General features: G+C 45.4%; 9 protein-coding genes. 3 read left to right on the forward strand and 6 right to left on the reverse strand.

Translation table 11 applies throughout. From position 1 onward, the window contains the following. Positions 1-47 precede the first annotated feature (47 nt). Positions 48-899 (forward strand): helix-turn-helix domain-containing protein, encoded by an 852-nt coding sequence (locus MHH46_RS23280; protein WP_076194798.1) that lies wholly within the window; start codon positions 48-50, stop codon positions 897-899. A gap of 69 nt (positions 900-968) precedes the next feature. Here MHH46_RS23280 and MHH46_RS23285 read toward each other — a convergent pair whose 3' ends face one another. The 3 genes from MHH46_RS23285 to MHH46_RS23295 all read right to left on the reverse strand — a co-directional run bounded on the left by MHH46_RS23285 (position 969) and on the right by MHH46_RS23295 (position 4,563). Beyond that, on the reverse strand, positions 969-2,582 hold the full coding sequence (locus MHH46_RS23285; protein ID WP_076194808.1) for an extracellular solute-binding protein: 1,614 nt from the start codon (positions 2,580-2,582) through the stop codon (positions 969-971). A 107-nt stretch (positions 2,583-2,689) separates the two neighbouring features. Next, positions 2,690-3,580: a carbohydrate ABC transporter permease gene (locus MHH46_RS23290; RefSeq protein ID WP_036683186.1), complete on the reverse strand. Its 891-nt coding sequence runs from the start codon at positions 3,578-3,580 to the stop codon at positions 2,690-2,692. A gap of 26 nt (positions 3,581-3,606) precedes the next feature. Further along, positions 3,607-4,563, reverse strand: a complete 957-nt coding sequence (locus MHH46_RS23295; protein WP_051491272.1) for a sugar ABC transporter permease — start codon at positions 4,561-4,563, stop codon at positions 3,607-3,609. 257 nt (positions 4,564-4,820) lie between these two features. On the opposite strand from MHH46_RS23295, the gene MHH46_RS23300 reads away from it, so the two are divergent. Next, positions 4,821-6,545 (forward strand): sensor histidine kinase, encoded by a 1,725-nt coding sequence (locus MHH46_RS23300; protein WP_405132518.1) that lies wholly within the window; start codon positions 4,821-4,823, stop codon positions 6,543-6,545. 1,736 nt (positions 6,546-8,281) lie between these two features. Here MHH46_RS23300 and MHH46_RS23305 read toward each other — a convergent pair. The 3 genes from MHH46_RS23305 to MHH46_RS23315 form a co-directional block, all read right to left on the reverse strand. Next, positions 8,282-13,300 carry an S-layer homology domain-containing protein gene (locus tag MHH46_RS23305; RefSeq protein ID WP_076191785.1) on the reverse strand — a complete coding sequence of 1,673 codons (5,019 nt, stop codon included), beginning with the start codon at positions 13,298-13,300 and terminating at the stop codon, positions 8,282-8,284. Between the two features lie 382 nt (positions 13,301-13,682). Next, on the reverse strand, positions 13,683-15,224 hold the full coding sequence (locus tag MHH46_RS23310; RefSeq protein ID WP_076191788.1) for a response regulator: 1,542 nt from the start codon (positions 15,222-15,224) through the stop codon (positions 13,683-13,685). 242 nt (positions 15,225-15,466) lie between these two features. Beyond that, positions 15,467-17,788 (reverse strand): glycosyl hydrolase family 95 catalytic domain-containing protein, encoded by a 2,322-nt coding sequence (locus tag MHH46_RS23315; RefSeq protein WP_076191790.1) that lies wholly within the window; start codon positions 17,786-17,788, stop codon positions 15,467-15,469. 214 nt (positions 17,789-18,002) lie between these two features. Between MHH46_RS23315 and MHH46_RS23320 the strand changes: the two genes are divergently transcribed. After that, complete coding sequence (locus MHH46_RS23320) at positions 18,003-18,872, forward strand: AraC family transcriptional regulator (RefSeq protein ID WP_076128933.1); 870 nt, start codon at positions 18,003-18,005, stop codon at positions 18,870-18,872. Positions 18,873-18,893: the final 21 nt, after the last annotated feature.

Below are 18,893 nucleotides of genomic sequence, written 5' to 3' on the forward strand. Positions count from 1 at the left end.
GATAATCATGTGCTATTTTAACATCACTAATACCCTGGAGGACGAACATGCTCAAATACACCGAGGCAAGCCATATGAATCCTGAACTACTAGCAGACCCTTTCTGGGTGGAGTCCTTAAGTCAGGTATCTCCAGAGCATACGCATGATTTCTATGAATTTTTCATTCTCACAGAAGGCAGATGTCAGCATATTGTTAACGGGACAGCGCAGCTGCTTCAGACTGGCTGCCTTGTCTTTATTCGGCCCAGTGATACCCACAGATATGAAGCAGATGGTGATAGCGATTGCCGTTTCCTGAACATTCCCTGCCGCAAAAGCCTCATTGAAGATGCTCTAGCTTATCTGAATGAAGAGGAGTTTTTGCACGGCTTGCTGAACACACCCCTCCCTCGAATCGCCATGTTATCTCAGCTGGAAATGGCTAGTTTCGTCCGTTCTATGGAACGCATTCGCATCCTATCAACCCTAGACAAGGTTAAGTCCCGTATTTTTCTAAAAGGCCTGCTCGTCGATACACTCACCCAGCATTTTTTCTCCGCAGAGACAGTCGCTCAACCAGAATTCCCGCTCTGGCTAGAGCATGCCATAACCAAAATGCATTTAAAGGATAATTTGCACCGTGGACTTCATGCCTTGTACGAGCTGTCAGGGAGAAGCGCCGGTCATGTGAACCGCGCCTTCCGGCAATACTTGAACCAGACACCTACGGAATATATCAACCAGCTAAAGCTCAATGTAGCCCGCAACCTACTGCTCACTACCGAGCTGCGTGTGGTCGATATCGCTTTGGAATCCGGCTTCGAGAATGTCAGTCATTTCTATCATCAATTCAAAAAATTCTATCATCAAGCCCCGCTTGATTTCCGCAGGAATGCACATGTTAATCGGCTGGTTTAGCTTTTTTATACAACAAAAAGCTTCCCTCTGCTGAAATGCAGAGAGGAAGCTTTTACATAGATAAATATATTATTTTGAGTTCCACAATTCCATACGTTCGCTATACTTCTGATTGAAGATTTCTTCTACTTTTTCATCCCCAGCTTTTTTCATATCCGCAAGCATCTTGTCGAATGTAGAATTGGCTTCGGCTTCAGAAGGAGCGATGATTACTCTCGTAATGCTTTGATCCATAATATCTTTTACTTTTTGCGCGGTCAGCGCTTCAGGCGTTCCGCCGTCAGGACCTAAGTTATCAAATTCTGCTGTATCCCATACGGAATCTCCAAGGCTCTTAATGGCCATTTCGTCAATTTCACTACGTTGGTATTTAACGGCCATATCGTATGGCTGTTCATTGGCATCCAGACCATTTTTAACAAACCACAACCATTTACGAACACCGCTCTTCTTCACAGCATCGTCCCAGTTATCCTTGAAGCTTTGCAGGAATGCAGGGTCTGGTTGTCTCTTTCCATCCACCATGGTGTACTGCTCGCCTTCCTTACCCCATAGCAGCAAATGTTGTCCTTCGTCACTCGCTAGGTAGTTGAACAGCTTAATAGTTTCTTCAGGGTGTTTGTTATTTTTCGTAATGGCAATAGCATCCCATCCAAGTGAGCTTCTTGGTCCGAATGTTGTTTGGGAGGTCTCTGTGCCTGGTGCTACAACCTTGTACGGGAAGAACTGATTATCATCTCCGCCATCCTTCTTCAGAGTACCATTTGCGTTACCTGGGTCCCAGTATGCGCCTGGTGTGGAGAACACTGTGCCGGTAGCCAGCTTTTGAATCCAGGTTTGTGTTTTGCTGATGGCAAATTCTTTTTCGATTAGACCTTCTCTATACAGACTGTTCACATAAAGCAGCATCTCGCGATACTTTGGATCCTTAACATCATATTGTAATGTTCCATTATTATCGTAGTAGGTTCTCAGACCCCACATCCCTTTAAATGTACCCAGGTTGGCGCCCATATTTTCACCGTTCATCGTCATTGGAACAGTTTCTTTTCCATCAATTGTCTTGTTTTTCTCTTTAAAATTCTTTAAAAGTGCTTCAAACTCATCCGTTGTGAGTGGGGTGGAGCCATCTGCCTTATCTGGAGCCAGGTCAGCAACCAGATTTTTTCTCATCAGCATACCGAAGACAGGATCACTATCCAGGCCATACCAGTTAGCTAGGTAATAGTTTTTTCCATCTTTATAACGTGTTTTGATCAATGTGTCGCCGTACATTTCTTTAATGTCTGGTCCACTTTTCTCAATTAAATCATCGAGCGCTATAAATGCGCCACTTGTAATGTATTTATCGAGAGAAGCATCACCCCGGCTCATTACAACTACATCTGGATAGTCACCGCTGGCTAGCATCAAGCTCAGCTTTTCCGTAGGATTACCCGTTGGCTGCTGGATTGAGATCGAAATGCCCGTTTTTTTGGTGATTTCTTGCGCAATAGCATCAGTGAAAGGCTCACCCTTGGTATTTGAATCAAACCAGGTCAATGTAATCGGCTCTTGTTTTTTATCGTCTCCGGCCGTTTGGTTTGTATTGTTTTTTCCATCATTTGAAGCACAACCCGCTAATACACCAACGGCTAATGCGGCAGTAATACTCACGTTCAACCATTTGTTTTTCTTTATCATAGACACCCTAATTCCTCCCATTAAGTAAGTTACTTCATAAGTCTATCAAGCAACCAAGCAAGTCTGTCCGCTCACCCCCCTTCAGGGCCGCCATTTATTTAATCATATTAACTCTTAACCGCTCCCAAAGTCATACCCTTAACAAAGTACTTTTGCAGGAATGGGTATACCAGTACGATAGGCAATGTTGCCACCATCGTCGCTGCCATCCGGATAGTATCACTTGAAACCGCATTCCGCTTAGCCGAGTTAGCTAGCATTTGCGATTGCGATACCATGCCTCCGGTTTGGAATTGGCTTAATATTTTTACGAGTACGGCTTGTAAGGTCTTTAAGTCAGAACTATAGGTAAACGCATAGGAGTCAAACCACGAATTCCAATGTGAGATTGCCTGAAAAAGTCCTACAGTCGCAAGCACGGGTGTGGTCAAAGGTAGAACAATCCGGAAGAAAATCGTCAGGTCATTCGCCCCGTCTACCTTCGCCGACTCCTCGATCTCACCAGGCAGCCCCTCCATAAAGGTACGGACAATAATCATATAGAAGACATTCATCAGCCCTGGCAAAATAAATACGGAAAACGTGTCAATCATATTCAGCGCTTTAAGCACCATGTAATAAGGAATCAGTCCGCCTCCAAAATACATCGTGAAGACAAAATATAGATTCCATCCTTTACGTCCCATCAAATTCCGGCGGCTTAGCGGATAAGCAAGCATCGTAATGACAAGGACAGATAGCGGCGCTCCAATTACGGTACGTTTGACAGTAACCCATAAGCCATTCAAAATCTCGCTATCTTTTAAGATTTGACTGTAGCTATCAAAGGTGAGGACTCTGGGCCATAAATAGACGCCACCACGTACGGTATCCTCAGCAGCATTTAATGAAAGAACGAGAATATTCCAAAAAGGCAGAAAGGTAACTAGCAACACAAGTATAAGAATGAAATAAACTATAAATTTAAAAATATGATCCCCGTATCTATTCGAAATCATCACAAGCGCTCCTCTCTTTTTCGTGTTTAGAACAACGCTTGGTCGTTCACTTTTCTAGAAATACGATTCACAATTACAACAAGTATGAAGGCAATCACGGATTTAAATACCCCAACGGCAGCTCCGTAGGAGAACATGCTGTTTTGTAGCCCGTATTTATATGCATAAATATCGATAACCTCTGAATACTCAAGCACGGTATTATTTTGCAGCAGGTATTGTTGTTCAAAGCCCGCATTCAAAATGCCTCCGACGGCTAGAATCCCTAAAATAACAATGGTTGGACGCAAGGCTGGCAACGTAATATGCCACATTTGCCGGAAGCGACTGGCTCCATCCACTCTTGCTGCTTCGTAGAGCTCTGGATTAATAGCGGAAATTGCAGCAAGATACATAATGGCGCTGAAGCCCATTTCCTTCCACATGTTGGACAAAGCGATAATCCACCAGAATAGCGGTCCATTTTGTAGAAAAGCAACCGGTTCCTGAACAATGCCCAACGTCACCAGTAAATTGTTAAACATCCCATCAGAAGCCAGCAGCGTAATCACGATGTTTGCAGCGATAACCCATGAGATAAAATGCGGCAGATAAGAAACCGTCTGTACAAATCTTTTGAAAAATCCCTGCCTAGCTTCATTCAGTACAAGTGCGAGGATGATCGGCGCTGGAAATCCGAATAACAAGGTCAGCAAGCTTGTAGCGAGCGTATTACGCATTACACGGTAGAAATCTCCGGTAGTAAAGAAATACTCAAACCACTTGAAGCCTACAAACTCTGCATGGAAAAATTGTTGAAAAAACGTTCCTCCGCCCGGCTGATAATTCGTAAACGCCATATACATCCCAAACATAGGACCATAAGAAAATAGCAATGTCGCAATTAAGGCAGGCAGCATCAGCAAAAATAACCATTTCTGCTCTTTTAATCTGTACCACAGATTATTGCCTCTGACTGTTTTGATAGCGCTTGCTTTATGCATCAAATACCCTCCCTTTTTATTTAGTGCAGCATGTCGAGCCACATCTCGATTCAACTTCTCTCCTATTCATCTTAAGTCCGCAACAGGTGGCTTTCTATACTTCAATCCTCCGAATGATAGCGCTTTTTAAAGGAGTTTCGGCAGATTCGAGCATTGGATTTCGATATTTAGTCTGCTATGATGAACATGGCAAACAGCGAATTTACAGTAAAGAAGGGACTTCTTCTATGCGCCATATATATAGGAAATATATTTATATGCCTTTTATTGATTTGAGCTTTCGTTCCAAGCTGTTCAGCGTATTTGTGCTAGTGACCATTATTCCGATGATGCTTTTCGCCTACCTTTCCTACGAATTAACAAAATCAAAATTAACGGATCAGATTTACAGCAATATGATGAATTCAACAGCTCAGATTAATAAAAATTTGGAAAACAAGCTGGACAGCTATGAACATATTTCAGCTTCCATCTACCTGGATAACAGACTTGCCAGCTACCTCACGAGTGAATACCAGGATGATCCTTCTTATCTGGATGTCTATCAATATATAGGCAACCGCATGGACACGATAATGACTGCCTATCCTGATTTTGATAACGTTTTCATTTATTCGGACAATGAATCACTTCCCAAAGATGATTATTATATCAAGCCGGTAACAGCTGAGGTTAAAGAGACCGAGCTGTTCAAGCAGCTTCAGCAGTCACACGGGAATATCATTCATCTGTCCTCACCGCAAACCGAAGATAGTCCGGCCATGTTTACCTTAGCAAGATTTTTGAACAATAACCGCAATCAATATCCCTACGGTATTCTGGTATTCAGAATCTCCGAATCGGTAATCTATTCTTTAATGGAGGAAGAAGCGGGCGGGAAAGATATTTTTATTATTAATGACAAAGGGCTTATTCTCTCAGCAGCAGACAAGCACTTATTAAATACGAGCCTGCCGGAATTGCTTGATCAGAAATTCGATGAATCGCCATCGGGCAGATTTGACACAACTTACAAAGGGGTAAAGGCTTTCGCCGTCTATAACACGCTCAAAAATGGATGGAAAACCGTGTCCATCTTCCCTTATGACAGCATTATTCAGGATGCTAAATCACTCTCAGATCTGATTATCAAAATCTCACTGGGCTTTATTGGCGTGGCCCTCCTGCTGATTTACATTACGGCGTCGCTATTCAGCAAGCGTATCCGTACTTTAATCCGGATGATCCGCCGCCTGGAACGGGGGGATTTCAATCATAGTACAGAAGAACATTTGGGAAATGATGAGATTGGCCAGCTGCATTTTGCCTTCAAGCAAATGACCACCCGGCTCAAAAGTCTCATTACCGAGGTGTATCAGAAGGAGCTGCAGAGCAAGGAAGCCGAGCTTGACCTGCTGCAAGCGCAGATCAACCCTCATTTTCTGTATAACACACTGGGCTCCATCTCGTCGCTTGCCCTAAAACATCAAGATACGCGTATACAAGATTTGGTGCTTCATCTAGCCAAGTTTTATCGAATCTCCCTGAATAAAGGGAAAAGTATATTGACCATCCACGAGGAATTAAAGCTGACCCAGAGCTACAACGCCATTCAGCTAATCCGCTTTAAAGGACAACTGAACATTACCTACAAAGTAGATGAAGCGATTCTGCCTTACTCTACAGTCAAACTTGCCTTACAGCCTTTTGTGGAGAATGCAGTGCTGCATGCCGTGTGGAGTCAAGAAAGTCCGCTGAATATTCATATCAAAGGTGTCATGGAAGCGAACGATATTATTTTGTCAGTAATCGATGATGGCATGGGGATGAGCCGCGAGACGCTCAGTTCTTTGCTTGAGGATAAGCCTGGACGAGGGTACGGAATCACTAACGTTGATCGCCGCATCAAACTGAAATTTGGTGAGCACTACGGCGTTAAAGTGTTTAGCAGACTAGGAATAGGCACCACTGTGCAGATTCGTTTACCCCAAAAAGAGGTGTAGGAGCGGTGACGAGGGAATTCTCCATTGCGGGGATCGTTTGGCTTGCTTCTCCTTGGATATGATGGGATCGATGGGATCGTTTAGATCGCTCGGTACTATTTGCTCCCTGCTCATTCGTATCGGACCGAGGAGACCTTATTTCGATGATTCGGGGCATTTTGCTCGACTATCGGACTCAGATGCAGCTATTGACTCATTTGCACAGTAATTCTGGACATTTTTATAGCAATAAGAGCTATACAGTCCGAAATCTTTGTAAAATGACTCAAATATCCAAAATAGCTGCGATACGGTCCGATGTGTTCTAACTATGATCTACTTTGTCGGGGTGGGTTCGACTTTTGTGGGGGATTCTACATTGCCGGGGTGGGTTCGACTTTTGTGCGGGATTCTACTTTGCTGGGGTGTGTTCAACTTATGCGCGGGATTCTACTTTGCTGAGGTGTGCTCTACTTATACTCCTTCCTCATACGCATCGGACCGAGGGGACCCTATTTCGATGAATCAGGGCATTTTGCTCGGCTATCGGACTCAGATGCAGCTATTGACTCATTTGCACAGTAATTCTGGACATTTTTATAGCAATAAGAGCTATACAGTCCGATGCCTTTGTAGAATAGCTCAAATATCCGAAATAGCTGCGATACGGTCCGATGTGTTCTAACTATGATCTACTTTGTCGGGGTGTGTTCGACTTTTGCGGGGGATTCTACTTTGCTGGGTATGCTCTACTTTTGCGCGGGATTCTACTTTGCTGAGGTGTGCTCTACTTATACTCCTTCCTCATACGCATCGGACCGAGGGGACCCTATTTCGATGAATCAGGGCATTTTGCTCGGCTATCGGACTCAGATGCAGCTATTGACTCATTTGCACAGTAATTCTGGACATTTTTATAGCAATAAGAGCTATACAGTCCGAAATCTTTGTAAAATGACTCAAATATCCAAAATAGCTGCGATACGGTCCGATGTGTTCTAACTATGATCTACTTTGCCGTAGTGTGTTCGACTTTTGTGCGGGATTCTACTTTGCTGGGGTGTGTTCAACTTATGCGCGGGATTCTACTTTGCTGAGGTGTGCTCTACTTATACTCCTTCCTCATACGCATCGGACCGAGGGGACCCTATTTCGATGAATCAGGGCATTTTGCTCGGCTATCGGACTCAGATGCAGCTATTGACTCATTTGCACAGTAATTCTGGACATTTTTATAGCAATAAGAGCTATACAGTCCGATACCTTTGTAGAATAGCTCAAATAGCCGAAATAGCTGCGATACGGTCCGATGTGTTCTAACTATGATCTACTTTGCCGTAGTGTGTTCTACTTTTACGCGGGATTCTACTTTTCCGTAGTGTGTTCGACTTTTGGCAGGATTCTGCTTTGCTGAGGTGTGTTCTACTTTTGCGCGGGATTCTACTTTGCTGGGTGTGTTCTACTTTTACACGGGATTCTACTTTGCTGGAGTGTGTTCTACTTTTACACGGGATTCTACTTTGCTGGGGTGTGCTCGACTTTTGCACGGGATTCTACTTTACTGGAGTAAGTTCCGATAGATAGTAAAGTGTGGTATTAGTAACTGCCAAACAGTAATGTACCTAATAGCAATGTACCTAATAGTAATGTAGTATCTATTAGTAAAGTTCGATAAAGTAGCTAATTTCATTAACTGATCTATCAAAAAGAGCGACTCTCCGGTTAATGGAGAGTCGCTCTTTTGTAGTCATTTCAGCTTACTTCAAAATCAAATTATAGATCACTTGAGCCGCTTCTGCGCGCGAAGCGATTCCTTTTGGTGCAAACCGTTCATGACTTTGACCTTGAATCAGTCCTAGACTGGCCGCTTCATTTACAGAAGCAGCGGCCCAAGCAGACACCTGATTCATGTCGGTGAACGCTGCGGCAGTTGCACCGTTGATTGTTGCGCCGTTAGTTGTTGCACCAATGGTTGTTACGCCGTTGGTTGTTGCACCAATGGTTGTTGCACCGTTGGTTGTTGCACCATTGGCTGTTACGCCGTTGTTCAGCTCGTAAGCCTTCATTAGCATCACCGTGATTTCTTCACGGGTAATCTGTGCGCCCGGCTCAAACTTGGACGCACTTCTGCCACTCACGATTCCCGCCTTGTAAGCGATTGAGATAGGCTTCGCATACCAGGCGGATGGAGCAACATCAGCAAAGCTTTCTTTTCCTGTCGCGGTCAGTCCAAGGGCATGAACAAGCATCGAGGTGAACTCGGCACGTGTAACTGCCCGGCTTGGTTCAAACTTTTCTTTGCTTGTGCCCTGCACATATAGCTTGGACGCCAGCTCTTGGATTACTGGGTTAGCCCAGTGATTGGCCGGAACATCGACAAAGATGCGGTTCAACTCCAGCACAGCATATTTGCTGAAGTGGCTGACCTCAGCTTTTAATACACCGTTAGCATAATCAGCTTGAATATATTCCAGACTGCCATTGTCCGCGATATAATAAACACCGCCTCGTTTAGCATTGAAGCCTTCTGCCACTGGCATGATGAGTGTTATTGGCTTATCAAATGTAGCGAGTGTGTCTGTAATGCCTGACTTGGTGGTAATAGAAAGACTAAATTCATAGATGTCTCCCTTGAGTACAACAGCCGCATTAGTAGAACTAGCCACTGTAGCAACTAACTCATCGGCCTTGCTGCTGAGGTTCACCATCTTCAGGGCAATCTTGCTATCTTCCCGCTGTCCCTCTGGCAGCTTGTTTTGCAACTGGTGAATTAGCTCCGCTGGTACCTGCAAGGAGAGCTTACCCGCATTCAAAACTAGGGTGTGGTTCGCCAACTGTCGGACTACAGCAGAGGATAACTGAACTTGCTGAATATCCCCTTTAATCTCAACCACTACCTGACCAGAAGCACTGTCCACTTTCAGCATATCTGGCATGAGAATCAAAGTGCCCGCAGCATTCTCTTGACCCGAAGTACTGTCAGAGGTACCGCTATTGTTTCCTGGATTCCCAGGATTACTAGGCTCTCCTGGATTTCCCGGTTCTCCTGGATTACTAGGCTCTCCCGGATTTCCCGGATTTCCCGGCTCTCCCGGATTACTAGGCTCTCCCGGATTTCCCGGTTCTCCTGGATTACTAGGCTCTCCCGGATTTCCCGGCTCTCCTGTAGAGGCCTCTTTGACTGTGATTTCTGCCGATGTTTTGAACCCACCGTCTACCGTCTCCACAGTAATGGTGGCCTTTCCAGCTTCTACAGCGGTTACTGTTCCGTACACTACGGTAGCTACAGAGGTATCGCTCGAAGTCCAAAGTACTGCTTTATCCGTCGCATCATCCGGCGATACTGTAGCCGTCAACTTGCCGGTTTCACCAGCGGTCAACGAAAGCTCTGTCTTATCCAGTGTTATACCGGTTACTGTCTTAGGTGCAGCCGTCAATTTTACCAGTTTCGACTCTGTCGGCTGTAAGGACAATTTCATAGCTCCTGTGGCAGAGGAAACCTCTCCTGTCCAGAGATCTTGCGTAGTATAAATCTCTGCAGTATCCAGTCCAGCGCGGCCAAGATCAACTTGCTTATCTGCCGAAGCAGATGCACTGTAATTGAATACGGCCAGATAATAATCATTGCCATCCTTCATAACAAAAGTATCGGCGGCATTGGCGTTTGTATTTCCTTCAAGTGGCTTGAACACTTTTCCTTTTAAAGCTAAATCGAGAACATCTTTGTTGTTGAACAAAGCGGTCATGTACTCCTGTGCTTTTGGATCGTTAACATCGTCAGAGCCAAGTAGTACTGTTCCAGCAATAACGCCAGAGTTCATACGGGTACGCGCTTCAGTCAAGCTGGTAGCACGGGCCAATGCCAAATGATCAGGATCGGTGTAGGTGTAGATCGTGCCATTTTGCCAAAAGCCATAGGTTAATGAATTCAGCATATATTCGGTTTCATTGATCTTGCCGTAGGTGTCGCAGGAAATTCGTCGGCTATGCGCATATTGGCTCGGGAAAATTGGCGCAATTGATGCGCTAATGAACATTTTTCCATCCAGACGTTCTTTCACATAACGCATTCCTTCATTATAAGCTTGGATTCCTGTCGATATAGTTGGATCGAAATGTTGCCCCTCAAGCGAACCATGCGTTAAGAAATCCAATTTGATGAAGGTGAAGCCCAGAGCTTTAAATTTGTCCAAAAAATAGTTCATGCGCAATTGGGCACCAGGATGTGTTACATCCAAAGGAAAAGCCCCGTCCAGAGTCGGCAGCGGTTGACCCGCGGCATCCTTAAGGACAATATCGCCGTAAGTATATTTATTGTCAGTTCCCTCTACAATCTGGTCCATATTGTTGCCCCAGTATACAAACGGTGCCCAATAAATACCCGCATGCTGGCCATTCCCTTTAATAACCGATACGGCGTCAGTCAGCTGCTTATCATTCAGATTATCCCAATAAGAATCCATGTTAATAAATACATTGCCGTTATTATTGAAATTTTGCAGATTCTCTTTGTAGTAATTGGAGACATCCACTACATCTTGATACGAAAGCGTACCCTCGTAAGCTCCCCAGCTATTAAAACCAACCGGTACGCCTTGTGGCAGCTCGGGGTTTAGCGCAAGTGCAGGTGTAATGATCGCATTAGCTTTGCCATACTCCTCAAGCCCTGTACGGTAATCACTGAAGGCCCCTACCATGATCATAGGTGAGGACAAGTTTGTTCCACTTAAGCTGCCATGAGGCTGGGTATCCCGGGTAACATCACTAGCTGCACCACCATATACGACCAGCTCATTCAGCCGATTGGAGGAACCTTTCCAGTCGATGCCTGTCTTCCAGGTATCATGAGTTACAGAGCCAAGCACAAGGCCGCTGCGTGTCGAGTTGTTAAACACAGTCGTCATCTCATAGCTGGTATCTGCACGATTCATAGATTGAGATTTATAACGAATCCAAGCATCGTTGTCAAAAGGAACCGTAAGCACACGATTATCCGCACTAGCTCCGATATCCAAACCACCTGTACGTTTTACGGTAATAGGTGACATATAGTTGGTCTTGACCGCTGTATCGCTGGCCGCATCCAGACGGGTCAGAAAATACTTTTGATCGTCATAAAACTTGTAGACCTGCTTTAACGTCGGTTTTCCTGTGGAAGTGTGGACAAAAGTTAGCTCCACGCCTTTGCCGAAACCATCCTGAATGTCTACCGGAGCACCAACACTTGTATGACTCTCATAGCTTGTAGTCTCAACGAGCGTATCGCCGATTTTGATACTGCTATAGATCCCATGCAGCTTCTGTCCGTCAGCCCAGTTATAGCTTACATATCCGGACTTGGTATTATAGGACACTTCATATTGGCCATTTGATACAAGCAGTCCGTAAGTATATTCGGTAACTGTGATAGCTCCGTAGATCTTAGAAGCGCCCGGTGTTCCTAAATCACCGTCTTCCTCCACTGGGGGATTAGGATCCACACCCATAGCTGGCTCAACTATAATCCGGTCCAGATCTGGCGCATACCCGTTGCCATCTGTAAATTTGATTGTATTCTCGCCTTCGTTCAGTGGCAGTGTAAGTTCATACATTCCAACCGTATCCCAGTCCGGTGTCTTGGGCAGCTCATAATACTGCTCTGCTCCACCATTCGCACTAACGTAGAAGCTGCGTGGGTCACCTGAAATATAGGCGATTGTGATTCGGTAATCAACAGTCATAGGGGCTGTAATCTTGTTGAAGGTTATGGAACTGCCGTTATTCAAGTACCCTACCTTCTGACCACCCGAAGCATTCGGGCTAGCGGAAACTTGGGCCTCGCCTGTCAAATCATTGAGTGGAGATTCTGCTTCATAGCTGAGGGTATAAGGAATAATTTCTATCCGGTCGAAATCTGGAGAATACCAATCATGATCTGAGAAGGTAATAGTATTCAAACCCTCTACCAAAGAGGCCTCCACATCATAGGTTCCCACGGTGCTCCAGCTTGCCGTCTTTGGCAGGTCAATCATTTCATCCAGTCCATCGTTAACCTGCATATAGACAGGACGTTGATCGCCGGAAATATAGGAGATGCGGATTAAATACGTTCCCGCTGCTGGTACTGCAACATTTGTGAACTGTAAGGAACTGTTTTTGTTCAGATCCGTTACGATTTTACCGCCAGAGCCCACACTGCTGTCCGCCACTTTGGCGTTGCCTGTAAGCATATTCTCAGTAGCCTCGGCTTCCAGGATCACCCCATGCAGCTTCTCCTTCCAGTCACCCCCGGGTCCTTCACCTGGATCGCTGTCGTCCAGTCCACGGATTACGATCTTATCGATGTCCGGAGAATACCAGTTGTTGTCATCGATCAAGATGGTATTAGCACCCGCGTTCAGCGGAAGCGTCACATCATAAGTGCCTACCGTATCCCAGTCCACAGTCTTGGACGGTTCTTCAAATTGCTTGTCACCGCCATTGGCACTGATATTAAACGGGCGCGAATCGCCAGAAATATAATACACTGTAATTTTATAATTCCCTGGCTCGTTTACGGTCACATTATTGAACAACAAGGAGCTGCCTTGATACATGCCGCCAACTTTTTTCCCTCCGGAAGCCGCTGGGTGGTCAGAAATTGACGCATTACCCGTCAGAATATTCCCATCCGCTTCAGCTTCATAGCTATTTATATCCTCGGCGTAGACCTTGCCGGCAAACTGACCACCGCTGCCTAACACTAAACTGATCATAAGAAAGAACAAGAACCCTCTTTTCATTACACGTCCAAACATTTAATCCCTCCATTTAACTTTCTGATATAAGAAAAGCCTTCCGGTTGCAATTCATCAGTTGTTCCTCTTTCCAAATAACGTCTTCAGAACTCCTCTCCTTGTTGTAAGTAACGTCATGTAAGGAATGTACGGCCCGTACCGATTACTATCTCAAGAATGCTGTATCCAACTATTGCCGTCTGGATTTCTTGAAAGCGCTATCGCAATTAGATGTGTAAAAAAGCTTCCTTTAATCGCAATAATGAATCAAGCCCCTCACATGTGCTGAGTTGTAATACATGCTTATTGTAAAAAGCAAAGGGGCATCTTTCCATATCGCAAGTTTACAATTCATAAAGGAAAGCGACTTTTCTTTCTATTCAGTAAGCAGAAGTGCGGAAGGTTAAATATTTTTCCTGTACTCGTTAGGTGTGACCCCAAGGTTCTTCAGAAATAGAGAAATAAAATAAGACGTGCTTTCGTACCCCACTCTCTGGGCAATATCTTGAATCTTCAGTGACCCGTCTGCGAGCAGCTCCTTGGCCTTATCAAGCCGAATACGGGTTAAATAATCGTGGATCGTGATGCCTGTTTTATCCTTAAAAATAGATCTTAAGTAGTTCGGTGACAGATAAACCTGATCAGACAGACTATTAATCGTAATCGGCTGATCGTAATTTTGTTCAATCACGGTGCGAACCTTGTGGACGAGCTTTGTATTTTTATCCATAAGTCGCTCACCTAGCATGCTCACGGCATCACCCGCAGTGCCAAGGATTAAATCCTCGATCTCATGTAAAGTCAGCGCATTATAGATGGAATGATAGAGCTCCGCCCGCTTAAAACCCTCGGGAACAGACTGATGCAGCTGCTCTAGCAGTTCATCAACAAGATCAATCGCCCAATCACAGATGATTTTTTTCTTGATTCTCAGTGTGGCCAATCCCACGAAATATTGATGCAGCTTTTGTGCGGCCTGCTCGAAGTCCAGCTGATGGATAGCTTCAAACCACTCTTTTCTCTCAAAAGGTGGCATATGTTCACTGTCGAACTGATTCGAAATAGCCGCGGCATGAATAATTAAGCCCGTGCCTTTATAAAAACGTTCATTTAAAATCACACGCGTCTGCTTATACAGATTATGGACCAGCGCTAATTCTGCGGCCTGCGCTCCGACTGCTGCCGTCACCGTAAAATCCAGCGCACTACGAATAGCCACAGCTAAATCCTCCCAAGCATAATAGCCAGGCTGTTGAGTCGCTTCCATGAATACACCTGTCTCGCCATCCTTGTAAGGAACAAAAACAACCTCTATATTTTTCGCCTTAAAAAAGTGATCCAGATAAGAAATCAACCGGCTCATACACTCTTCCAGACTCTGCTGCTCACCCTCCGCCTCTTTGGGATCGATGCTGAACAGTGCCATGGTATAATGATTACTCTCTGGGAGACGTGTCAGCCTATTGAAGTTATTTGCCAGCTCTGCGGCTTGCTCCGCATTTTTTTCAAAAGAAAGCTCCTTAAGAATCTTAGTTTTAGCAGCCTCCATAGAACGTTGTTTCATCTGAACCTCTTCGCAGCGTGCTTTAACCTTTTCGATAACGCTTTCAATTTCAGTCAAATCTAGCGGCTTCAGTAAATATCCAACAGCTCCTACATTAAGGGCCGATTTAACATAGTGGAATTCATCATGTCCGGTGAGGAACATAATTTGCATCTGGTCATAACATTCATGTATTTTTTTAGCCAACTCAATTCCATTCATTATCGGCATCTGAACATCTGTAAGAATAATATCCGGTTGAAAAGCCTCTATTTTCTCCAAAGCTTCTCTACCATTGCTCGCTGTTCCGACTACATAGATGCCCATCTCTTCCCAGCGGATATAATCTCTCATCATCTCAAGACCCATTTCTTCATCATCTACCAAAAAAATACTATACACCTGAGGTTCCCTCCTTCTTGTTGTCTGTATTTGCTCCTATTATATTCTTTTCCCCTTAGTCGATCATCGACCAAATAAATGTAAGTCATTTTCAGGCATGAATCGTTACTTTGTAAGATCTAATCCCAACGTGCTCGTAAAAAGGCTATCGGGTCCTAAGCAGACCAGATAGCCCTTCGATACCTACTCATCATTATTCGGACGCATAATGAAAACGGAGGCTCATCGCCCCCGCCGAATCATTATAACAGCTCCAATTGGCTGTTGAAATAGTAGCTTCCTCCTGTTTCTGCTTGGAAGGTAGTTCTCTGATCTCCCCATCGAAGGGTCACCGTTCCCGGTGCGTAGGTGCGAAGCGTAGCTTCCGTCAACTGCCCCTTCTCCCAAACTACGTCTACCTCTACCTTTCCTTTGGCTCGTAATCCAGACACCGATCCTGTATTCCAGGCTTGCGGAAGCGCTGGCAACAGATGAATTTCATCCGCGTGGCTTTGCAGCAGCATCTCTGCAATGGTAGCCGTCCCGCCAAAGTTGCCATCCACGACAAAGATATTGCACTCTGCCCCACCAATCCCTGATTTGGAGAAACTGAACAGATTATCGAAGCACAGTCCGCTAATTAAATGAGAGATATGCTTATACGCCTTCTCCCCGTCATATAGTCTGGCAAAACTAAGACCGAATAAGGCGGCGGTGAACTCTACATCCTCCAGTTCTTCCTGAGCCATCCGGTTCTCCAGCGTTACCCTTGCTGCCGCGCTTAACTCCGGTGTTCTGTCCGGTGTAATCTGGTTGCTTGGATACAAAGCGAACAAATGAGCCAAGTGTCGATGCTCAGGTTGCGCTTCTTCATAATCTTCAAGCCACTCCTGCAGCTGACCTCTTTTACCAATCTGTAGCGGGGGTAACTTAGCCATAGCTTCCTTTAGCTTCAGCTGAAGCTTTACATCTGTATCGAGCAACACCGCAGACTTCAGACAGAACTCGAAAAGATCCTGTACGAGCACTTGATCCATGGTCGAACCCATAGACAGCTGCTGTGCACCCTCGCTGCTATCGGCGGGATAGAAGCTGTTCTCTGGCGAGTTCGAAGGACCCGTCACCAGCCAGCCATATTTCGGATGAATCGTCATATAGTCGAGGAAGAATTCTGCGGCTTCTTTTAGAACAGGATATGCCTGGCGCTCTAGAAATACACGATCCTGACTATATTCATAATGCTCCATCAGATGGGTTGCAATCCATAATCCGCCTGTGACATTGAGCCCCCATGAGGTTTCCCAGCCCGGAGCTGTAAACCCCCAGACGTTAGAGAATACATGCGCCACCCATCCTTTGCTGCCATATAAATCGCGTGCAGTTGATTTTCCTGCCTGAGATAAATCTTCAATATATCGCATCAATGGAAGGTGGCTGTCCCCAAGGTTTACGACTTCTGTCGGATAATAATTCATCTGTGTATTAATATCGAGATGATAGTCGCAGCTCCAGCCCATACGGCAAGCCTCACCGTCATTCCAGATTCCCTGCAAGTGCAGTGGAAGAGGTGAATCTTCCCGTGATCCGGCAATGGTTAGGTAGCGGCCATACTGGAGGAACAATGCGAACAACTGAGGGTCCTCCACCTGATCCTGTGCCAGCAACCTAATCCGCTGATCGGTAGGCAGACTTTCTTTCCCGGAGCTACCCAATTGAATATCCACCTTTGCATATTCCTGGCGGTAATCTTGAATATGATCTTCTTTTAACTGTGCATAACCTTTGGTTAAAGCCTGCCGTAGGTTGCTGTAGCTCTCCGTCTCCCATTCCTGATTGCTCCGGCGATAATCAGTACTGACCCCAAAATAAATCCGGGCCTCATTAGCTCCGGAAACTCTTAATCGGCCTTCCCCCCTGTAGATCGTACCGCCGGATAGACTTACTTTAAGCTGCCCTTTTGCCCATACCCCGCATTTACCATTACTATGCACCTTTTCTGTAGCTTGCCCCTTGAATTCAATAGTGTCGCCATCCACAACCTCAGTCGTAAACGATTCTGTCCCACCTTCGATGGCAAGCGTAAAGGATACCCCTCCAGGCTTATCGCTCCAAATTCTTGAAACTACCAAATCATCGGCATGTGAAGCGAAGACCTCTCGACGGATTGTTGTTTCGCCGCTCTCATAGACCGCCCCAGACACTGCACTTGTCAATTCCAGCTCCCGCCGAAACACACCGCCTGATTTAACATCCGTATCCTGGGCAAAATCAATAACCACCTCGCATAATCCCAGGTTCGTACCGAAATTTTGTTTTTTAGGCTGTAAATACTGTTTGGCTAAACGATCACCGCTGTCATAATCGCCGGCAAAAAAGTGACTTCGCATCTCTTCCAGCGCAGTTCTACCTCCGGCAGGAGCAGACTCGGGATCCGTTTGCCCAGACCAATAGGTCACCTCGCTCATGCTCCACACTTCACGATGCGGCGCCGCCATTACAACAGCACCTATTCTTCCGTTGCCCAACGGCAACCCTTGCGACCAGCTTGTTGCAGGGGTTGAATACCACAATTTAAAATCGCTCATTTGATCGTCTCCTGTCTGTAATAGACCTTCAAAAGTTGTTGTTAATTAATCCGCTTTCTCTGTTATTAACATTGTGTATTTATCGCATTTATCGTAACATCATCAGTACTACTAGTCTTTGTTGACTCGTTCATTCATTTGACAATTTATCCGTTATCCCAAATATTTAACTACAGGCCAAAATTAAGAAATGCTGCTAGCAAAGGGGTATAGTATGAACAAACTATCTGAAATCACACCGTATGTTGGAGCAATCATGCCTTATCTGTACGACGGAAGCAGCAATGAGCATCTGCGCGTCGGCAATGCCTACGCCTTTCATCTGTTTACCGATGGCCCCGGTGAGATGGAAATCGACGGAGTTCGTTATCCGATTGAGCGTAGAACACTGGTGTTTCTGCGCCCCGGCCAGCCACATGCCTTTCATATTTCCCCTTCTCATCCACTCTCGTCCTACAATGTCTATTTTGATTTGTGGGACAAGCAGTCGCCTATGTCTACTAATCTTTCTTTTATCCATGCGCCTGAACCCTTTAGGCTTGAGAAAAAGGCCACCGAAGTCCCCTGTGCCGAGCTGAAAGAATTGCCCTGCGTTTTCCCGCTAGCTAAATATCCACAGCTATACGATAGTCTTGTGATGATTGCTAAAATATACAATGAAGCGATATTCTACCGGAATGAAGCGGTTCATAGCTTGTTATACGGTTGGATATTAAGCTGGTATAATGCCCTCCATCAGCATCAGCCAAGCGATTATCGGATTGTCCGCCTGTTGGAGTATTTGAACACTCATCCCGAACGTGGTAAATCTATCGAAGACTGGGCACAGCTCTGCGGACTCAAGCGAACTTATTTTCATGAGCTGTTTCTGCGAGAAACCGGAATGACGCCGCGCGCTTATCATCATAATCTCGTTATGCGGCGGGCGGCAGGTCTGCTTCTGGAGAGCGAGCTAAGTGTTACTGCCATTGCTGAGAAATTAGGCTATCCTTCGATCCATCCCTTTTCCAGACATTTCAGTGCCTGCTACGGCATAAATCCCACACAATACCGCCTTAATCCGCAAAGCCGAAAACAAATATAGGTTGTAAAAAAGAATACGCGC

The organism is Paenibacillus sp. FSL H8-0175, assembly GCF_045040615.1.
GTDB lineage: Bacteria > Bacillota > Bacilli > Paenibacillales > Paenibacillaceae > Paenibacillus_AQ > Paenibacillus_AQ odorifer.

Bases quoted from the DNA above. Each gene is read 5' to 3' on its own strand.
- MHH46_RS23280 (WP_076194798.1), top strand. From the start codon at position 48: ATGCTCAAATACACCGAGGCAAGCCATATGAATCCTGAACTACTAGCA.
- MHH46_RS23285 (WP_076194808.1), bottom strand. From the start codon at position 2,582: ATGATAAAGAAAAACAAATGGTTGAACGTGAGTATTACTGCCGCATTA.
- MHH46_RS23290 (WP_036683186.1), bottom strand. From the start codon at position 3,580: ATGATTTCGAATAGATACGGGGATCATATTTTTAAATTTATAGTTTAT.
- MHH46_RS23295 (WP_051491272.1), bottom strand. From the start codon at position 4,563: ATGCATAAAGCAAGCGCTATCAAAACAGTCAGAGGCAATAATCTGTGG.
- MHH46_RS23300 (WP_405132518.1), top strand. From the start codon at position 4,821: ATGCCTTTTATTGATTTGAGCTTTCGTTCCAAGCTGTTCAGCGTATTT.
- MHH46_RS23305 (WP_076191785.1), bottom strand. From the start codon at position 13,300: ATGTTTGGACGTGTAATGAAAAGAGGGTTCTTGTTCTTTCTTATGATC.
- MHH46_RS23315 (WP_076191790.1), bottom strand. From the start codon at position 17,788: ATGAGCGATTTTAAATTGTGGTATTCAACCCCTGCAACAAGCTGGTCG.
- MHH46_RS23320 (WP_076128933.1), top strand. From the start codon at position 18,003: ATGAACAAACTATCTGAAATCACACCGTATGTTGGAGCAATCATGCCT.